15 protein-coding genes and 1 riboswitch are annotated in these 19,178 nt (G+C 56.1%); of the genes, 9 read left to right on the forward strand and 6 right to left on the reverse strand.

Features of this window, described 5'->3' with window-relative positions; translation table 11 throughout:
• Positions 1 to 58 precede the first annotated feature (58 nt).
• Positions 59 to 2,338 carry a 5-methyltetrahydropteroyltriglutamate--homocysteine S-methyltransferase gene (gene metE / locus BKP64_RS12050; RefSeq protein ID WP_070970345.1) on the forward strand — a complete coding sequence of 760 codons (2,280 nt, stop codon included), beginning with the start codon at positions 59 to 61 and terminating at the stop codon, positions 2,336 to 2,338.
• Here the strand turns inward: metE and cpdA are convergent.
• The 4 genes from cpdA to thiC form a co-directional block, all read right to left on the reverse strand.
• The gene (cpdA, locus tag BKP64_RS12055; protein ID WP_070973666.1) at positions 2,332 to 3,138 is read right to left on the reverse strand and encodes a 3',5'-cyclic-AMP phosphodiesterase; all 807 of its coding nucleotides are present in this window, start codon (positions 3,136 to 3,138) and stop codon (positions 2,332 to 2,334) included. The two genes, metE and cpdA, sit on opposite strands and share 7 nt — an antisense overlap.
• A gap of 217 nt (positions 3,139 to 3,355) precedes the next feature.
• A complete protein-coding gene (locus BKP64_RS12060) occupies positions 3,356 to 3,841 on the reverse strand; it encodes a DUF1249 domain-containing protein (protein ID WP_070970348.1) in 486 nt (161 codons plus the stop codon).
• Positions 3,841 to 4,458, reverse strand: coding sequence for an NUDIX domain-containing protein (locus BKP64_RS12065; RefSeq protein ID WP_070970351.1), 618 nt, complete (start codon positions 4,456 to 4,458; stop codon positions 3,841 to 3,843). The genes BKP64_RS12060 and BKP64_RS12065 overlap by 1 nt, the downstream gene beginning before the upstream one ends.
• Before the next feature lie 119 nt (positions 4,459 to 4,577).
• Positions 4,578 to 6,455: a phosphomethylpyrimidine synthase ThiC gene (thiC, locus tag BKP64_RS12070; RefSeq protein WP_099092556.1), complete on the reverse strand. Its 1,878-nt coding sequence runs from the start codon at positions 6,453 to 6,455 to the stop codon at positions 4,578 to 4,580.
• 96 nt (positions 6,456 to 6,551) lie between these two features.
• A riboswitch (TPP riboswitch) is annotated at positions 6,552 to 6,672 on the reverse strand.
• 183 nt (positions 6,673 to 6,855) lie between these two features.
• Here thiC and BKP64_RS12075 point away from each other — a divergent pair.
• On the forward strand, positions 6,856 to 8,229 hold the full coding sequence (locus BKP64_RS12075; protein ID WP_070970358.1) for a TolC family outer membrane protein: 1,374 nt from the start codon (positions 6,856 to 6,858) through the stop codon (positions 8,227 to 8,229).
• Between the two features lie 33 nt (positions 8,230 to 8,262).
• Here BKP64_RS12075 and waaA read toward each other — a convergent pair whose 3' ends face one another.
• The gene (gene waaA, locus BKP64_RS12080) at positions 8,263 to 9,516 is read right to left on the reverse strand and encodes a lipid IV(A) 3-deoxy-D-manno-octulosonic acid transferase (RefSeq protein ID WP_070970361.1); all 1,254 of its coding nucleotides are present in this window, start codon (positions 9,514 to 9,516) and stop codon (positions 8,263 to 8,265) included.
• A 122-nt stretch (positions 9,517 to 9,638) separates the two neighbouring features.
• On the opposite strand from waaA, the gene lpxL reads away from it, so the two are divergent.
• Genes lpxL through BKP64_RS12100 form a run of 4 tightly spaced genes read left to right on the forward strand, consistent with a single transcriptional unit; the run spans position 9,639 to position 13,798 of the window.
• Positions 9,639 to 10,589 carry an LpxL/LpxP family Kdo(2)-lipid IV(A) lauroyl/palmitoleoyl acyltransferase gene (gene lpxL, locus BKP64_RS12085; protein ID WP_083329311.1) on the forward strand — a complete coding sequence of 317 codons (951 nt, stop codon included), beginning with the start codon at positions 9,639 to 9,641 and terminating at the stop codon, positions 10,587 to 10,589.
• A gap of 49 nt (positions 10,590 to 10,638) precedes the next feature.
• Positions 10,639 to 11,625, forward strand: a complete 987-nt coding sequence (locus BKP64_RS12090; RefSeq protein WP_070970364.1) for a mitochondrial fission ELM1 family protein — start codon at positions 10,639 to 10,641, stop codon at positions 11,623 to 11,625.
• Positions 11,622 to 12,737: a glycosyltransferase family 4 protein gene (locus BKP64_RS12095; RefSeq protein WP_070970367.1), complete on the forward strand. Its 1,116-nt coding sequence runs from the start codon at positions 11,622 to 11,624 to the stop codon at positions 12,735 to 12,737. The genes BKP64_RS12090 and BKP64_RS12095 overlap by 4 nt, the downstream gene beginning before the upstream one ends.
• The gene (locus BKP64_RS12100) at positions 12,734 to 13,798 is read left to right on the forward strand and encodes a glycosyltransferase (RefSeq protein WP_070970370.1); all 1,065 of its coding nucleotides are present in this window, start codon (positions 12,734 to 12,736) and stop codon (positions 13,796 to 13,798) included. The genes BKP64_RS12095 and BKP64_RS12100 overlap by 4 nt, the downstream gene beginning before the upstream one ends.
• Before the next feature lie 19 nt (positions 13,799 to 13,817).
• Here the strand turns inward: BKP64_RS12100 and BKP64_RS12105 are convergent, their stop codons facing one another.
• Positions 13,818 to 14,609 carry a glycosyltransferase family 2 protein gene (locus BKP64_RS12105; protein ID WP_070970372.1) on the reverse strand — a complete coding sequence of 264 codons (792 nt, stop codon included), beginning with the start codon at positions 14,607 to 14,609 and terminating at the stop codon, positions 13,818 to 13,820.
• A 128-nt stretch (positions 14,610 to 14,737) separates the two neighbouring features.
• Here BKP64_RS12105 and BKP64_RS12110 point away from each other — a divergent pair, with 128 nt between their 5' ends.
• The 3 genes from BKP64_RS12110 (at position 14,738) to BKP64_RS12120 (ending at position 19,160) form a co-directional block, all read left to right on the forward strand.
• Entirely contained in the window at positions 14,738 to 16,153 is a 1,416-nt protein-coding gene (locus BKP64_RS12110; RefSeq protein WP_070970375.1) for a mannose-1-phosphate guanylyltransferase/mannose-6-phosphate isomerase, read from the forward strand.
• Positions 16,150 to 17,055, forward strand: a complete 906-nt coding sequence (locus BKP64_RS12115; RefSeq protein WP_070970377.1) for a lysophospholipid acyltransferase family protein — start codon at positions 16,150 to 16,152, stop codon at positions 17,053 to 17,055. Before BKP64_RS12110 ends, BKP64_RS12115 begins: the two co-directional genes overlap by 4 nt.
• Before the next feature lie 92 nt (positions 17,056 to 17,147).
• On the forward strand, positions 17,148 to 19,160 hold the full coding sequence (locus tag BKP64_RS12120) for a glycosyltransferase (protein WP_083329216.1): 2,013 nt from the start codon (positions 17,148 to 17,150) through the stop codon (positions 19,158 to 19,160).
• Positions 19,161 to 19,178 lie beyond the last annotated feature (18 nt).

Here is a 19,178-nt window from a genome sequence, read left to right on the forward strand (position 1 = left end):
GCCAACTACGCTGGCTGGCTTCTGGATAACCCATACCAATCAAACGGAGCAGCCAGCTATGGTTTTAACCCACAATCTCGGATTCCCGCGCATCGGCCCAAGACGGGAGCTAAAGTTTGCACAGGAGGCATTCTGGCAAGGCAAACTCACCGAAGAAGAACTGAACGTCAGAGGCGCCGACTTGCGCCGAAAACATTGGCAGCACCAACATGGACTTGACCTGGTCCCGGTCGGGGACTTTTCATTTTACGATCAGGTTCTGGACATGAGCGTTACGCTCGGTCACCTGCCCGAGCGTGCACAATCCACTCCGGGCACTGAGCTGGACCGTTATTTCCGCGTAGCCCGTGGGCGTTCAGCCAGTGACACGGACTGTTGCAGCATCCATGCCGGCGCAATGACCAAGTGGTTCGACACCAACTACCATTACATAGTCCCCGAGCTCGAGGCATCAACACAATTCACCCTCAATCCGGAGCGCCTGCTGACACAGATTGAAGAAGCCCGCAGCCAGGGGTTCACCCCCAAGCCCGTCATCATTGGTCCGGTCACATACCTCTGGCTGGGAAAAGCCAAAGACTGTTCGGACCGACTTGACCTTCTGGATCGCCTTTTGGAAGTTTACGCCGAATTGCTGGAGGTGCTGGCAAGCCACGGCATTGAATGGGTTCAGGTCGATGAACCGGCACTGGTAACCGAGCTAAACAGTGACTGGCGCCACGCATTCAACCTGGCCTACCATCGCCTGAAGTCCGCCAGCGCCAAGCTGTTAGTGACCACTTACTTTGGTGAGCTGCGTGAGAACCTGAAGCTGGCTTGCGAATTGCCCGTTGCCGGCGTGCACCTGGACGCCATCAACGCGCCGGATGAAGTTGCCCGGATCGCAGACTGGCTGCCAGCGCACAAAATCCTGTCCCTGGGCGTCATCAACGGCCGCAACATCTGGAAAGCAGACCTCAGCCAGACCCTCGACTGGCTGGAACCGCTTTACGAAAAACTTGGAGACCGGCTATGGCTGGCCCCCTCATGCTCCCTTCTGCACGTCCCCGTTGACGTTAGTACTGAAGACAAACTGGAGCCTGAAATCAAACACTGGCTCTCCTTTGGCGTGCAAAAACTGGCTGAGCTTCGCCTTCTTGCCCAGGCATTGAACAATGGACGCGCTTCCGTCTCCGGGCCGCTTGCCGAAAACGCGCAGGCGATCCGTAGCCGACGGGAATCGGCCAGAGTGCATAATCCGGCTGTCACCCAATCAGTGATCCGGATTGACAGCCAAATGGGCTATCGACAGAGCCCCTATTCAGAACGAATCAAGGCTCAACAGCAGCGCCTGAAATTACCCCGCTACCCGACAACAACTATTGGCTCGTTCCCACAAACGCCCGAAATCCGCCGAGCCCGTCAGCAACATCACAAAGGCGAACTGACCGAATCGGCCTACATTGCCAGAATTCGCGAAGAGATCGCCCACTGTGTAAAGACGCAGGAACAACTTGGCCTGGATGTTCTGGTGCATGGTGAAGCAGAACGCAACGATATGGTGGAATACTTCGGCGAGCAATTGGAGGGCTATGCCTTCAGCCAGTTTGGCTGGGTTCAGTCCTACGGCTCCCGATGCGTAAAACCTCCCATTTTGTTTGGCGACATCTCACGTCCTCAGGCCATGACGGTAGACTGGATCCGCCATGCACAGTCCCTTACCGATAAACCTCTAAAGGGTATGCTCACCGGACCGGTCACCATTCTGAACTGGTCATTCGTTCGGGATGACCAGCCCCGCAAAGAAACCTGCCTGCAGCTCGCTATGGCCATCCGGGAAGAAGTTCTGGACCTTGAAGAGGCTGGCACAAAGATTATCCAGATTGATGAGGCGGCGCTAAGGGAAGGCCTGCCACTCCGGAAATCGGACTGGGCAAGCTACCTGAACTGGGCCATCGAAGCCTTTCGGGTTGCGGCCAATGGCGTGAGAGACGAAACCCAAATCCACACCCACATGTGCTATTCCGAGTTCAATGACATCATAGAGCCCATCGCGCGGATGGATGCAGACGTTATTACCATTGAAACATCGCGCTCAGCGATGGAGCTACTGGATGCGTTCAAGGGATTCGAATACCCCAATGACATAGGTCCCGGCGTATACGATATTCACTCGCCCAATGTGCCCGACAAACTCCAGATTGCCGAGTTGATGCACAAAGCGGCAGAGAGAATCCCGGCCAGCCGGTTGTGGGTCAACCCGGATTGCGGATTGAAAACGAGAAAGTGGGAGGAAGTGATCCCGGCACTGAAGGGAATGGTCGAAGCGGCCCGGGAACTACGAAGTGAAGCTCAATAGCCCGTGCTGTTCTGATCCAGTTCAAAGTCAAAATCACTGGCCCGGCGCACCTCACTCGTGAAGTCGCCGGTAGCCTTCAGTTCGAACCAGCGATAGCCGGGTGGCAGGGCTTCGACCGAAAACTGGCTGGACCCCGAGGTGAACTGAATGCAGGTAGAGGGGGTCGCCAACAGGCGAACTCCATGCCTGTCCAGATCATGCTCTTGATGAATGTGCCCCCAAAGTACCATTTTCACTTGGGGGAACCGGTCAATCACCTTCCAGAACGCATCCCGGTTCCTGAGACCGATTTGTTGCATCCAGTCCGAGCCGATATCAACCGGGTGATGGTGCAGGGTAACCAGGGCTGGGAGATCAGGATAACGCTCCAGCATTTCCTCCAGAAAATCCAGTTCAGACGAGGCAAGCTCTCCATAGACTTTACCCGAGACTGAAGAGTCCAGGAGAATAAACTGCCAGCCGCCCTGAACGATGTGTCGACGCCAAGCCTGATACTCGTCGGCAATCGCCCGCAGCTTTCCCGCATCGTCATGATTGCCCGCAAGCCAGGCCGAGCTGCAGGTGAACACTTGCAAGCTATCACCAAAGACCCTGTAAGCTTCTTCCGAGCCGTCCTGCGCAAGATCCCCGGTCGCCAGAATGAGATCTGGCTGACCACGCGTCTGCAGCACGTCGTCGATCACAGCATTCAGGCTGTCCCGGGTATTTACCCCCAATAACTCGCCATCAGCGCGAGCCATCAGGTGAGGATCAGTCAGCTGCAATACCCGGAAAGGCCGGGGTTCATCCTTTATCGTCATGGCGCTCTTGGTCACATCGGTACACATCACATGAATCGGGTACAAGTGTACGACGACAGCTCCTGGATTTATCACGTTCCAATGGAACAAGAGTCACATTATGACCAGGCTCTGGCGATATCTTGCAATTTTTGACAACTATGACACACCGACCGGACTCCGCCAGCCCACTTTGGCCCTGCGCTCGGCTTTGAGCAGAGCTTGTCAGTCGACACTTTCAGTCGACACCCTCGCCCGCAGACCAGGCAGCATGTTCCATAGGCAGGTGACCAAAACGCAGACAATAATCCAGCCAGTCCGCCAGGAACCCGTTCACCTGCACTTTTTCATCGGGATGATGCATAAATCGATTGGGGTAATCGTTGACTGGTGCAATCTGCCGGTCGCGATAACAGCTGATCACTTCTGCCATGGCCGCATCATGGTATACGCGGACGGTCATCTGCGGATTGTTCAGCCAGCGGCCGGAATTATGGACCTGCTCAAGCAGCAGGGTTTCCGTGAACTTTGCCGTCTGCAGAATTTTGATCCGAACCCGGCCCAGATACTGGTTTTCGCGATGGAGTTCAAACTCGCAGACCGGCTTTCCATCCACCTCCAACTGGCGCAGCTTGTTCAGGCGCTGATAGTTTCCATCGCACAGAGCTCCCAGCTGCCTGAGATCCGGCACATAACGCTTTGGCTTCATGCTCCACTCGGTCATTACTTCGCCTCTTTCCGAAGCCTTGAACGATTCAGTTCAAGCCATTGAAGCGCAATGATAGCGGCTGCGTTGTTAATCCGGCCATCGTGGATCATGGCAATGGCGTCCTCGACACGGACTACATGAGCGCGAATGTCCTCATGCTCATGCTCGACACCGAACAGGCCGCCCGCAGACTCAGTACTGATCAGGCCACAGAACAAGTGAATCATTTCCGTACTGCCGCCTGGCGACACAAGATAGTCGCAGATCTTGTCCAGCTCACTGAACGTCAGACCCGCCTCCTCCTGCCCTTCGCGCCGGGCAACGTCTTCCGGACTTTCGCCTTCTTCGTTCATACCGGCGACCAGTTCCAGCAACCAGGGCGACTGGTCGCGACCCAATGCGCCTAACCGAAACTGTTCAAGCAGCACGACTTCATCCCGCACGGGATCGTAAGGTAGCACGCAGGTAGCGTCCCCGCGGATAAACAGTTCTCGGGTAAATACAGGCATTTCACGGCCGTCAAAACGCGGGTGGGTCAGCCAGAGCTTATCCATGCGGAAGAAGCCCTGGAAGACGGTTTCACGTTTTTCGACTTTGACATCATTGGCCTGAAACTGGAACGGCTTGATCATCTTTCATCCGGTTTCTGAATCGACTTTGAACGATAGCCCTTAGTTGGGTATCACTTCAAGCTCCGCTATTGGCTTGTTTGCTCCAAACTCGCAGTCGTACAGAACCAGAGCGCCAAGCATCAAACCTTATCGTAAAGTTTACTTCCAGACTCGACAAACTCCCGAGATTTTTCCTTCATGCCGGCATCCACCGCAGATACGTCATCAAGCCCGTGCTCCTTGGCGTACTCTCTTACTTCCTGTGAAATCTGCATGGAGCAGAACTTCGGCCCACACATGGAGCAGAAGTGCGCCACCTTCGCGGATTCCTTGGGCAGGGTTTCATCGTGATAGGCCCGGGCTGTATCCGGATCGAGGCCGAGGTTGAACTGGTCTTCCCATCGGAACTCGAAGCGCGCCTTGGAGAGGGCGTTATCACGAATCTGGGCCCCGGGGTGACCCTTGGCCAGGTCCGCCGCGTGAGCAGCGATTTTGTAGGTGATGATGCCGGTTTTCACGTCGTCCTTGTTGGGCAGACCCAGGTGCTCTTTCGGCGTGACATAGCAGAGCATGGCGCAACCGTACCAGCCGATCATGGCCGCACCGATACCGGAGGTGATGTGATCATAGCCCGGGGCAATGTCGGTGATCAGCGGCCCGAGGGTGTAGAACGGGGCTTCATCGCAGCATTCCAACTGCTTGTCCATGTTCTCCTTTACCAGATGCATGGGCACGTGGCCTGGACCTTCGATCATGCACTGGACGTCGTGTTTCCAGGCGATCTTGGTGAGCTCGCCCAGGGTTTCCAGTTCGCCAAACTGGGCCGCGTCGTTAGCATCGGCAATGGAGCCGGGGCGCAGGCCGTCACCAAGGCTGAATGCAACATCGTAAGCTTTCATGATTTCGCAGATGTCTTCGAAATGCTCGTATAGAAAACTTTCCTTGTGATGTGCCAGGCACCACTTGGCCATGATCGAGCCGCCCCGGGAAACGATACCAGTGGTGCGTTTTGCGGTAAGCGGCACGTGGTGAAGGCGCACACCGGCATGGATGGTGAAGTAGTCCACCCCCTGTTCGGCCTGCTCGACCAGAGTATCGCGGAAGATTTCCCAGGTCAGGTCTTCAGCGGCACCACCAACTTTCTCAAGAGCCTGATAGATGGGCACCGTGCCAATAGGAACCGGAGAATTTCGAATAATCCACTCGCGGGTTTCATGGATGTTCTTGCCCGTTGATAGGTCCATGATGGTGTCCGCACCCCATCGAATACCCCAGGTAAGCTTTTCAACTTCTTCCTCGATCGACGAACTGACAGCGGAGTTACCGATGTTGCCATTGATCTTCACCAGAAAGTTGCGGCCGATGATCATCGGTTCGGATTCAGGGTGATTGATGTTGGCAGGGATGATGGCACGACCGCGGGCCACTTCATCGCGCACGAACTCCGGCGTAATTTCATCAGGTATACTGGCGCCGAATGACTGTCCGGGATGTTGGTCCCGGAGCAGGCCCTGTTCACGAGCTTCCTGCAGCTTCAGGTTTTCGCGAATGGCAATGTACTCCATTTCCGGTGTGATAATGCCCTTGCGCGCGTAATGCATCTGACTGACGTTTTTACCCGGTTTCGCCTTCAGAGGTTTGCGCTCATCCATGAATCTGAGCGGATCCAGCAGAGGATCTTTCATGCGGCGGCGGGTAAATTCAGAGGTATAGCCAGGCAATTGCCCCACGTCATCGCGCTCAAGGATCCATGAGGCGCGGATGGGCGAGAGCCCTTTGCGGAGATCAATAGTGGTTTCGGGGTCAGTGTAAGGACCAGAGGTGTCGTAGACCCTGACAGCCGGGTTGTGTTCTCCGCCCATTTCGGTAGGCGTATCACCAACGATTATTTCCCGCATGGGCACTCGCAGGTCGGGACGGCTTCCCTGCACGTATATCTTTCGTGAATTTGGCAGGGATTTAACAGCTGCAGAGTCCACCTGGGCGGAATCACTGAGGTAAGAGGGCAATTCTGTCATCATTCGCTCCCGGAACTTATGGTAGTAGATGTCGGGTCGCGTATGACGGAGCTGCACACGGCGTTTTCTTTGGTGTCAGAAAACCTTGCGCCGTATTAGCAATATGGTCTCAATCCCTACGCCGGTATTATCCGGATCAGGTCGCGGGTTCTGCGATGCAATCTCAGCCGACCGCCCCTCAGTTATTGAAGGCGGGCCAGCACCCCGTCAAGACGCGAAACTGTATTAATTGGCACCCACAATGGGTGTCATTTGCAAGTGTAGAGCTGCGGGCGATTATTGTCCATAATGGCCATCCAAAGCCTCTTGACGGGATCTTCCGTCACAATTTGTCTGGTTCGGCTGCCAAATCAGCGTTTCAAAGCGGGACGCGCACGCGCAAAGTTATTCAGGAGAAATAATGAAGAAACGACTGCTATCCGGACTTGTTGGCCTACTGGCGGCACAGCCGGCTCTTTCCATGGACCTGGTCCAGACCTATGAGAAAGCACTTTCCTACGATTCCGGCATTGCTGCCGCACAGGCCAGCTTTGAAGCCCAGCAGGCCGCAAGCGGTGTCAGCAAGAGTGCTTTGCTGCCTCAGATTGGCGCATATGGCGAAGCGAACCATATTGATGTGGACGGCCCGAACCAGGACAACAGTTACCGCGAACTGAATTATGGCGTTCAGCTGACCCAGCCCCTGTTCCAGGCCGACGCCTGGTTTCGCTATGACGCCAGCCAGTTCCAGACCGATTCGGCAAGGGCACAGTACAATCTGGCCCAGCAGCAACTGATACTGGACGTGGCCACAGCCTACTTTAACGTGCTTCGTGCCCAGGACACGGTGACCACGGCCCTGGCAACAGAGGCCGCGATCCAGCGCCAGTATGAGCAGGCACAGGAGCGCTTTGACGTTGGCCTGATAGCCATCACCGAAGTCTATGAAGCGCGCGCCAGCTACGATGACAGCAAGAGCCAGCGTATTGCGGCTGAGAACCAGGTCAATATCGCTCGCGAACAGCTCGCCCGCCTGACCGGCGAATACGCGGAAGATCTGGAGAACCTTCGACAGAACTTCCCACTGGGCCGCCCAGAGCCAATGGACCCCTCCGCCTGGGAAGCAACCGCTCTGGAACAGAACTGGTCCATCCAGTCGGCACTGTATGACCTGAATGCCAGCGAAGCCAGCCTGAAGGTTGCCAAGGCCGGGCATTACCCGACGCTTGATCTGACAGCTTCGTATGGAAAGTCTGACATCAATGGCATCGAAAGCGCTGTGCAAACCCAACGGGACGGCACCACCACGCAAGGCGTGATCGGGTTGACGCTTAACGTACCGATCTATACCGGTGGTGGCACTCAGGCCGGGGTTCGTCAGCAGCGTTCACTGGTTACTGTTGCAGAGCAGTCGTTGAATACGGTTCGACGGGACGTCCGGGTTAATACACGCAGCCTGTTTTTGACGGTGAACAACAATGTTGAAACTGCTTCAGCGCTGGGGCAGACGATTATCTCCCGTCGCAGTGCACTGGATGCAACCCGTGCAGGGTACGAAGTGGGCACTCGCAACATCGTGGAAGTACTCGATGCAGAGCGCGCCTATTACGTTGCGCTTCGGGACTACGCCAATGCCCGGTACGACTATGTCATCAACACCCTTCAGTTGAAGCAGGCGGCAGGAACCCTCAGCCCTGAGGACCTGATCAGTCTGAATAACTGGCTGAGTGAGACAGCGCCGGGAATCGAAGCGCTGGCGAACGAAGAAAAAATGCTGGAAGATGTGGCCCAGTGAATGGCAGAGGCGGGCGAGCAGTTTCGCCCGCCTTCAGATCCGCTCAATAATCCCGTCTACGACTTTATCCAGAGCCCCGCGGTTCTTGTCGACGACAGAAAGTGCCCTCCGCCCAATGGCCTTCCGTTCTTCTTCATCACTAAAAAGATGAATGATATGCGCTGCCAGCTCATCAACGTCTGTAACAAGCTTGACTCCGACATCATCCAGCAGGCGCTGATAGATGGTTTCAAAATTGAACACGTGTGGTCCTGAAAACACGGGGATGCCCCATGCGGCGGGCTCAAGGGGGTTATGCCCACCGCGCTTGATCAATGAGCCACCCACAAAGGCCATATCACTCACACCGTAAAGCATCATCAGTTCGCCCATAGTATCCCCCAGATAGACCTGAGCCGCGCCGGGAGGTTTCCGGGTTGACCGCCGAACGAGCGAGAGCCCGGCCTTGCCAACTTTTTCCGCCACAGATTCAAACCGATCCGGATGACGCGGCACAATAATCAGCAAGGCCTCAGGGTGGATTTCCAGCACTTTTTCATGGGCCGCCAGCAACTGAACATCCTCACCTTCGTGGGTACTACCGGCGATCCAGACCGGGCGCGTGGAAAGCTCATACCTGAGAGCACTGGACTCTTCACGGACATTATCTGGAATGTCCACGTCAAACTTCACACTGCCGGTTACGGCAACTTTGGGTGCAGCAACGCCGATTCGCCGAAAGCGCTCGGCATCCTTTTCAGCCTGTGCGGCCACCCAGCTGATGCTGCGCATGATTGGCGCAGCAAGGCTCTTTATACGTTCATACCCGCGGGCAGAACGCTCGGAGAGACGCGCATTGATGAGAAAAACGGGCACTCGGCGGGCCCGGCACTGACGTATCATGTTTGGCCAGATCTCCGTTTCCATAATCACGAGAATACGGGGATTCACGCGGTTCAGAAAACGACGGATAGAACCCGGAGTGTCATAGGGTGCGTAGGCATACTGCACCTGATCACCAAACATTTTGCGAGCCTGGGCCAGCCCGGTATCCGTCATGGCGGTCATGAGGATGGTAACGCCGGGGTTCCGGACCAGCAATCGACGAACCATGGGGCCGGCGGCAATGGTCTCTCCCACGGAGACCGCATGCACCCATACAACCGCGCCTTCGGCCCGTGGCACGAGGCCGAGCCTCTGGCGCCAATTCCGGCGCAGCTCCGGAGCCCGGCGACCATTCCACCACAGTCGTAACAGGATAAAGGGCAAAAGCAGCCGTATCAGCTGGGAATAGATAAATTGCAGCACACAGGACTCCCGGCAAAACAGTGCGGTATCATAGCGCAAACCCCATTGATTTGCTTCAGATTGATACCGAAGTCACTCTATTCGTGACGATCAGTAAGACGAACAGGCAGGACCCGTTTCCAGTGAAAAAGAAATACCGCAAGCTTCCGAGAAATACCGATTATTCGGCCTATCGCCATCCGCGATGGTGGCCGACCTGGATGGGCATTTCCCTGATGTGGTGCGTTGCACAACTCCCCATCCGGCTCCAGTGGTGGCTCGGAAACATCGTCGGGCTTTTGGCCTGGAAGCTGGCGAGAAGCCGGCGGCACATCGCCGAGGTGAATATCCGGCTTTGTTTTCCGGAACTAACCAAAGCCCAGCAGCATGCTCTGGTCCGGCGGGCATTCATCGCCAACGGCATCGGCCTGCTTGAGCTGGGCGTTGCCTGGTTCCGGGATCCAGCCAAACTGACCGGCATCACCAGAGTCCATGGCCTCGAACATCTCGAGCAAGCGCTCTCCCATGGCAAAGGCGTGCTCCTGCTCGGGGGTCACTACAGCACTCTTGATCTGGGAGGCAGCCTGGTCACGGAATATATTAAAGCAGATGTCATGCAACGGGATCATAATAACCCGCTTATGAACGCAGTTATGACACGAGCCCGGGAAAGGCGTTATGGCACGGTCCTCGGCGCCCGGGATCTGCGGGGACTCTTCCGAAGCCTGAAAAAAAATCACACAGTCTGGTATGCAACCGATCAGGATTACGGGCGCAAGGACATCGTCTTCGCCCCCTTCTTCGGCGTGGACGCCGGAACGATAACGGCGACCTCGCGCATCGCCGAGCGAAGCGGCTGTATGGTTGTGCCATTCAGTCATTTCCGGCGACAAGGTCGACCTGGTTACGATATATACTTCCACCCTGCCCTGGAAAACTTCCCCGGCGGTGACGATCTTCAGGACGCGACGCGGATCAATGGCATTATTGAGCGAGAGATCCGGCGGGCCCCCGACCAGTATCTCTGGATGCACCGCCGTTTCAAGACCCGCCCGGACCCGGAAGACCCGGGGTTCTATGACCACAGCACGTAAGCCCGAGGGCTTTTAAAACAGGGAGGCCGGCATTCGATGCCCGGACACCATGGCAAAGCAGGCTAATCCTGACGGGACCGCACCGGTAGTGTGGCTGCTCACCGACAACAAGCCAGGGCACCGGAACCAGCTGAAAGGCCTCGGAAACCGGCTGCGGGTGCTGGCCGGAGTGAGTCTTTACTGGGTGGACGCGCCGGCAGTGAAGGTGCCACTCTGGCGCGCCTTGATGGGCATACCTCCGGCCCTCGACACAACACTTCCGCCTCCGGATCTTGTGATTGGAGCGGGTTCCGGCACTCATAGGCTGTTACTCGCCCTGCGCCGGTTCAAAAAAGCAGAATCTCTGGTCATCATGAAACCGCCCTTTCCCCTTGGGTGGGTCAGTGGCGCCATCATCCCCGCTCATGACGGAGTGGCCCCGGGGCCCCACATCCTGGTAACGGAAGGCGTTATCAACACTGTTACGCCCCTGGCGCGGATCACGGACAAACCTGAGGCGCTCATTCTCGTGGGAGGCCCTTCCCCCCACTTTGAATGGGATAACGATGTGGTGTTCGGACAAATCAATCATCTCATTGGGCATTACCCCGGATGGCGATGGACCATCAGCGGCTCGCGGCGCACACCTGCCGAGCTTCTTGCGCGCCTGGAAGAACTGGCCAGCCCGAAAATTACCGTTGTCGATCCGGAGAAGACCCATGAAGACTGGCTCAACCACCGTCTTTCCGCCTCAAGAGCTGCGTGGGTCAGCCCGGACAGTATGTCCATGGTCTGTGAAGCGGCAACCTCAGCGGTCCCTACCGGACTTTTTGAGCTTCCCAAAAAGCCAGGCAGTCGTGTGGCAGGGGGTGTCGATCGGCTGGTCAGCCACGGCTATGTTGCCAGCTGGAGTGACCATGCTGCCGTTATGGCCGGAGAAGCCCCCCATCGTGATACCTTGTGGGAGGCTGACCGAGCTGCGCGCTGGGTAATCAAACAGCGCCTGTTGCCCACAGCAAGCACCAGCCATCAAAAAGACAAGAGGAAATCCGTTTGAGAATTCTCCAGGCACTGCCGGCACTCTACAGCGGCGGAGTGGAGCGTGGCACCGTCGAGTTCGCTTCCGATCTGGTTAAGCGGGGCCATGAGTCGTTCGTCGTCTCCAAGGGCGGCCCCATGGCCGAGCAGCTCCGGGGACAGGGCTCAAAACACATCTTCATGCCCATACACCGAAAGTCCCTGGCCTCGTTTGGTCAGGTCCTGCCCATGCGAAAACTGCTGCTTGAGCTGAAACCCGACATCGTTCACGTCCGCTCACGAATGCCTGCGTGGATCATTTACCTCGCTCTCAGAAGCATTCCTGAAAGCCAGCGCCCGGCTGCCGTTTCAACGTTTCATGGCATGTATTCCGTCAACCCATACAGCGCCATAATGACCCGCGCGGACCACATTATTGCCGTATCGCAGTGTGTGCGGGAATACATCCTGAAAAACTATCCGGTACCGGAAGAAAAGCTGACGGTTATCCAGCGCGGCGTGGACGTGGAGGCCTTCCGACAAAGGGAGCTTACCCCGCAGTGGCTCGACCGGTGGTTCCGGAATTACCCACAACTGACCAACCAGAAGATCATCATGATGCCGGGCCGTATTTCCCGTTGGAAAGGCCAACTGGATTTCCTCGCCATGATGGCGGAGCTGGTCCGAACCCGTCCGGATTGCCACGGCATCATCGTGGGCGGCGCCGAACCCGGCAAGGAGCACTTTCTGGAAGAGCTTGAAAAAGAACGCACCCGCCTGAACCTGACCGACAAAGTCAGCTTCCTGGGTCAGCGAAACGACATGACCAATTTATATCTGCTGGCCGATGTCGTATGCCACATGAGCACCAAACCCGAGCCCTTCGGCCGCACCGTCACCGAAGCCCTTGCCTCAGGCACACCGGTGGCTGCCTACAACCGCGGCGGAGCGGCAGAAACACTCCAGGCCTGTTTCCGGGAAGGACTGGTAACCGCAGATGATACCTTCGAGTTTGCCCAGACGATAATGCGGCTTCTGGATTTAAAGACGCCGTTGATCGATATTCCATACCGGTTTCGGCTTGAGGCGCAGACGGAGGCGAGCTTGCGAGTTTATGAGGACGTACTTGCACGCCGCGAAAATCAGCGATGACCAGCCAGCAACACCTGACGATCGCACTGCTTATAGGGACTCCCGGCACCACCTGGGGCGGCATGGAGAAGCACACCGCCGACCTGGCCGGTGCACTGGCCAGCCGGGGTCACTGCGTGCATGTCATAGCACATCCTTCCTACAGAGACAGGTTCCCGGGTGCGGTGCATTTTCACCCGGCACCACTCCAGCTTGGCAGGCGCAACCCTTGGCTGAACTTCGTGATCAGGCGTCGGATAACAAAAATCTTGCCGGACGTCCTCCATGCTCAGGGGAACAAGGCCGCTCAGCTGGTCGGGAGTATTCGATCTGATATCGTAAGACTCAGGGTAGGCACCGTTCACGGCATCAAATCCAGCCACAAAGCGTTTAACCGCATGGATAAGGTTATCGCCGTGAGTCCCCAGATTTTCAAGGTTCTCCAACATCCTTGCAAGCAATTGATTTATAACGGCATCGCGCTATCCGGCAACCTCTCTCCAGAGCAAATCGACATGGCCGCGGTGCCGGGCAATACCCTCAACGTTATTGCCATTGGCCGCCTTGAACCCGTGAAAGGCTTTCAAACGCTTATTAAAGCCTGGGCCATGCGGACGGACTCGTTGCCGCAGGCTCACCTCACACTCTTTGGCGACGGCTCAGAACGAAAAAAGCTGGAACAGCTCATCTCCGAGCTGGGCCTGGACGACGTTACCCTGGCCGGGTTTCGTACCGACCTGAACTCGATCTATAAGCGCGCCCAACTGACAGTGATAAGCTCCGAGCGGGAAGGCTTTCCCTATGTCTTGATTGAATCACTCCTGGCGGGCTGCCCGGTGATTTCAACCCCGGTTTCCGGGCCACAGAACCTTCTCCCTGCCCAGGCACTCAGCCAGGACCATGAACCAGGCTCCCTGGCCGACCTTCTGTCGGCAACTCTTGGCAACCTGACCGCTCTGAAAAAGGCTGAGGAACCGGCAATTGCCTTTGCAAGAGACAAACTGACGCTTGAAAACATGACCGATGAAACGGAAAAACTGTATTTCGACGCATTGGCGGTGCGCCAGAATACCCGGAACTGAGCTACCCCAAAGAAGCCTGTCAGTCCGCGTTCTTTTCCAGTTCCGCCTGCATCTGCAATTCCTTTGCCTTGGCCAGTCTCATAAAGTTTCTGTTTGCAGCCGTGATCGCGACACTCAGACCGAACCAGCCATTCAGAATCTGTCGGTGGACCAGGTAGTATTTCAGGAATTTGAGCGGAAATTCAGCAAACAACCGGCCACTGGAGATATGCCGGCCTTTCGCTGCCAGGAATCGCGCCTGCTCTGTGGATAACTTGCAGTATTTCCGCTCCATCTGCTCCAGTGAGATGAGCGTTCGGTGCAACACATCCCCTTTCAGATCGAGTACCCGCCCTTCCCGAACCTGGGGCCGGTCGTTATTGCTGTCTGTCTCCGCTTTGATTACCGCCTTGTTTCTGTTGTAAAGACGAAGAATTTTCTTGGTTTTATCATGCTTGAAAGGATGTCCCGGGTTAGGTTGCGACAACACCCAGCGCATCCTGAAACCGGCAACATCGTCCGGAACCGGCTTGGCAAACAGAGCCTTGATATTTTTTACAAGCTCATCAGACAGCACTTCATCGGCATCAAGATCCAGAACCCAGTCATTGCGACACAGACTTGCGGCGTGGGCCTTTTGAGAGGCAAACCCCTGCCAGTCGTTGTGCACAAAACGTGCACCGGCATTTTCAGCGATCTCTCTGGTTCGGTCAGCGCTTCCGGAATCCACTACTATGACTTCATCCACCCAGCCGGCGACTTTGGCCAGAGACTCAGGCAACCGTAACTCTTCGTCCTGAGTGATGTAATAAACGGATAGCGGTAGCTTCATCACAGTTCCTGATCTTAATGTCGTTGGTTTCAGTCGTTCACTGGGCAATATTATCAGCCCCCTGTGGTAAGATGGCGCACATTCAGAGCAATGTTTTTCCACGGTATTCTCAAGCTCGGAGTATGCACATGATTCATCCCGTCATAATGGCTGGCGGCACCGGCTCACGGTTATGGCCACTGTCTCGGCAACTGAATCCCAAACAGTTCCTGAAGCTGACAGACAGTCCGCTATCAATGCTGCAATCAACCGTCGCCCGGCTTGAGGGGATGGACACCGACACACCACTTCTGATCTGCAACGAGGAACACCGGTTCCTGGCTGCGGAACAGATGCGGCAATCCAACCAGGAAGACGTTCAGATCATACTGGAACCCTGCGGCCGCAACACCGCGCCGGCGATTGCCCTGGCTGCCCTGCAGTTGTGTCAGAGCGCGGGTGACGAAAACCCTTTAATGCTGGTCCTGGCTGCGGACCATCTTATCCAGAATGTGAACGCCTTCCAGCAGGGTGTCACCAAAGCTTTGCCCCTGGCCCGGCAGGGCAAACTCGTCACCTTTGGCATTGTTCCTCACCAGCCGGAAACAGGCTATGGCTACATCCACCAGGGAACAGAGCTGGCAGCTGACTGTTTCTCTGTCGATGAGTTTGTCGAAAAGCCGGACCTGGAAACCGCAAATCGTTATCTTGCCTCCGGAAAATATCTCTGGAACAGCGGCATGTTCCTGTTTGGCGCCAGAGATTATCTGGCGGAACTGGAAACGCACCGGCCTGACATTGTGACAGCCTGCAAGGCCGCGATGTCGGACGCCAGCGAAGACCTTCATTTTATCCGTGTTAACTCGGAGCTGTTTGCCGAATGCCCATCTGAATCCGTCGACTACGCAGTTATGGAAAAGACAGACAAGGCGGCGGTGGTTGCCCTTGACGCCGGGTGGAGCGACATTGGTTCATGGTCAGCCCTCTGGGATGTCAGTGAAAAGGACCAGAATGGCAATAGCCTGGCCGGAGACGTCATCGTTCACGAAACCGCCAACACTCTGGTTCGCGCAGACAGCCGCCTGGTCGCAACCGTTGGCGTGGACAACCTGGTCATTATTGAGACCAAGGACGCACTTCTTGTCGCTCACAAGGATAAGGTCCAGGATGTAAAAACCATTGTCGAGCAGATCCGCAACGATGGCCGCCACGAGCACATGAACCACCGGGAAGTCTATCGGCCCTGGGGTGTCTATGACTCTATCGATAACGGGGCCCGGTACCAGGTCAAACGGATCACGGTGAAACCCGGCGCCAAACTGTCGGTACAGATGCATCACCATCGCGCCGAACACTGGATTGTGGTCAGCGGTACAGCTCGCGTAACCAATGGCGAAAAAACCTACCTGGTCACTGAAAACCAGTCTACGTTCATCCCCGTGGGACAGGTTCACTCCCTTGAAAACCCCGGGGTCATTGACCTGGAGCTGATTGAGGTGCAGTCCGGTTCTTATCTGGGCGAAGACGACATCGTAAGATACGAGGACCGGTACGGCCGAAAATGAGCAAGTTCAAGTATTTCATTATCGCCGGCTTACTTCGGGTAGCAGGCTGGCTGTCACTGGGTCGGGCCCAGAAAATCGGCAAGTCGCTGGGACTGCTACTCTGGAGGCTGCCCACCAAATCCCGCCAGGTCACCGACATCAACCTCTCGATCTGCCTGCCAGAGCTCTCTGCCAGTGCACGTAGTAGATTGTCGCGGGAATCGATGGCGCAAACCGGGATGACCATGCTTGAAGTCCCGCTCATGTGGGAGTGGCCTGTGGAAAAGTGCCTCGGACTGATCAGGGAGACCGAAGGCCTGGAGCTAATTGATAAAGCCATGTCGGGCGGGAAGGGCCTGATACTGCTCGCGCCCCATCTGGGAAACTGGGAACTGGCCGGCCTGTTCTTTTCCTCCCGCTACAAGATGGCTGCGCTTTACAGCCCTCCCAATATGCCCGAGTTTGAAAACTACATGATCAAGGTCCGGGGACGCCTGGGTTCCGAGCTTGTGCGGGGAGACAGGCGGGGGCTGGCACGACTGGTATCAATCCTCCGTGAGGGCGGTGTTGCCGGCATTCTTCCGGATCAGTCACCCCGCGGCAAAGGCAACGCCTTCGCACCCTTTTTTGGCATGGAAGTCAAAACCATGACCTTGGTTTCAAAACTGATCCAGCGCACCCAGGCCAATGTCCTGATCACCTATGCCGAACGGCTTCCCGATGCCAGGGGCTTTCGAATCGTCGTCCGCGAAACGGAATCAGGGCTGGGAGACAAGGATCCCGTAGCGGCCACAACCGCGATGAACCAGTCAATTGAACACTGCGTCAGAGAGATACCGGAACAGTATCAGTGGGAATACAAACGAATGAGACACCGCCCCCCCGGAGAAATAAACCCCTACAATCCGGACCGGGTATGCTAGGCCTCCCGGAAATCAGCGACGCCACTGCTCACCGCAGCATTTATGCTTCAAGCAGCCCGATGCCCACCAGATAACACACGGACTTCGCATACATGACCACTTCTACCCGGATGCTCCTTCCATTATTGCTGATGATTGGCCTTGGGGGTGCTCTTTTGTCATCGACCATTCTGGCGGCAGCCACGCTGCTACTGGCAATCGCCGGCATGATTACAGGTTTTCGAAAATCACTTGACAAAACCGGCTGGGACAAACCCAAAGAGCTGCGACTGATGCACTTTGCGTTCTGGTTTTTTGTGCTGGTGAGTTTTTATTCCTGGTCGCTTGAAGGGTTTGACTACGAGGGAGGGAAAACCCTCGGCACCCATGCCCGCTTCATTCTGTTCTGGCCACTGATCATTGCCCTGAGTTACGCCCGGGTCCGCGCCAATGCCGCTTTCGCAGCCACCGGCCTCATTGCGGCGTCCGTCATCGTGAGTTTCTTTACGGCCCTTGCAGCACGCCACGGGGGGCTGGACCAGATGCTGAACGCCCGCTTTGGTGGCGGCATTAACCCCATCAGTTTTGGCAATATCGCTCTGCTTGGCGGCATGCTGACGATAACCGGCGGACTTTTTTTCGTTCGCGAAAAACGCCACCTTCTGGCCACATTGTTCCTGCTCACAGGGACGGTAGCAGCGGCCATCTCCATGCTTTCCGAGACCCGGAGCAATCTGGTTGCCCTACCTTTTCTCCTGTTGGCACTGGTGCCGTTATTCAGCAAGAAGCTCCGCCTCGCCGGGCTTATCCTGATTCCCGTCCTGGTGCTGGCGGCAGTGGCAAGCAGTGATCGTATGTCACGATCCGTTGAAGGCGTCTTTCAGAACGGCAACCTGGATGCGGGCATGGAGGTTCGCCTAGAGGTTTGGGGACTCGCGTGGACGATGTTTCGTGACAACCCGTGGACCGGTATTGGCCTGGGCGGGTACACCCACAGCATAGAATCTGCGGTGGAAAACGGAGACGCATCTGCCATCCTGTTCGACTGCTGTACAGGGCACGCCCACAACGACCTCCTCAACAATGCCGCCACCAGCGGTATCCCCGGTGTTTTGAGCTGGCTTTTCCTTATTTTCATACCGTTAACTCTGTTTGCTCGTCACCTGTTCAGCAAGCATGCGCCTGCAGCGCATCTTGCCGCAGCCGGCACCATGGTCACTGCTGGTTACTTTTGCTTTGGTCTGACAGAGGCAACCTTTAACCGCACTCTGTTTCTGACCTTTTACCTGCTTGCGGTCGCTGGTCTCGGCTCGGCGCTGTTTAATGAATTGAGCGCGTCTTACACAAAGAAACGGAGGCAAAAAGTCTCTGCCACCATCATCACCAAGAACGAAGAAGACCATATTGCTGACTGTCTCCAGTCCGCACGCTTGGTGTCAGATGAAATTATTGTGCTTGATAGTGGCAGCTCGGACAGGACGGTTGAGATCGCAAAGCAGTACGCGGATATTGTCGAAGTCACCGACTGGCCAGGATTTGGAATACAGAAACAGAGGGCTCTGGAAAAAGCGACCGGGGACTGGGTGTTGTCGCTGGACGCGGATGAACGCATAACGCCTGAGCTGGCGAGAGAAATCAATCATCATCTGGCAGACCCGGATGCTGATGCCTACAAGCTGCCGTGGGCCGTTACCATCTATGGCAAGCGCCTCGACTTCGGCCGCAGTGGCCGGGCGCCACTGCGCCTCTTCCTCAGGGAAGGCGTGCGCTTTTCTGATGCGTTGGTCCATGAACGCATCCTGTTGCCCGAAGGCAGGAAAACCAAAACACTGCGTGGCCGGCTGACTCACTACACGCACCGGGATTTTGGCCATTCACTGGAGAAAAGCGCCAAATATGCCTGGCTTGGCTCTCTGGAAAAACATCGGAAAGGCAAGAAAACCCGGACAATGATATACCCGACCCTCAGGGGCTGGATGACATTTGTACAGGTGTATTTTATCCGTTTCGGGTTTCTTGATGGCGCCGTAGGGTATATGACCGCCGTGACCTATGCGCAGGTGACGTTTAACAAGTATGCCGGTTTGTGGACCCTTGGCAGGGCTGACCGTTCCAAAAAGCGCTGATGTGAACGGGCAGAAAGC

This window comes from Marinobacter salinus (assembly GCF_001854125.1).
GTDB lineage: Bacteria > Pseudomonadota > Gammaproteobacteria > Pseudomonadales > Oleiphilaceae > Marinobacter > Marinobacter salinus.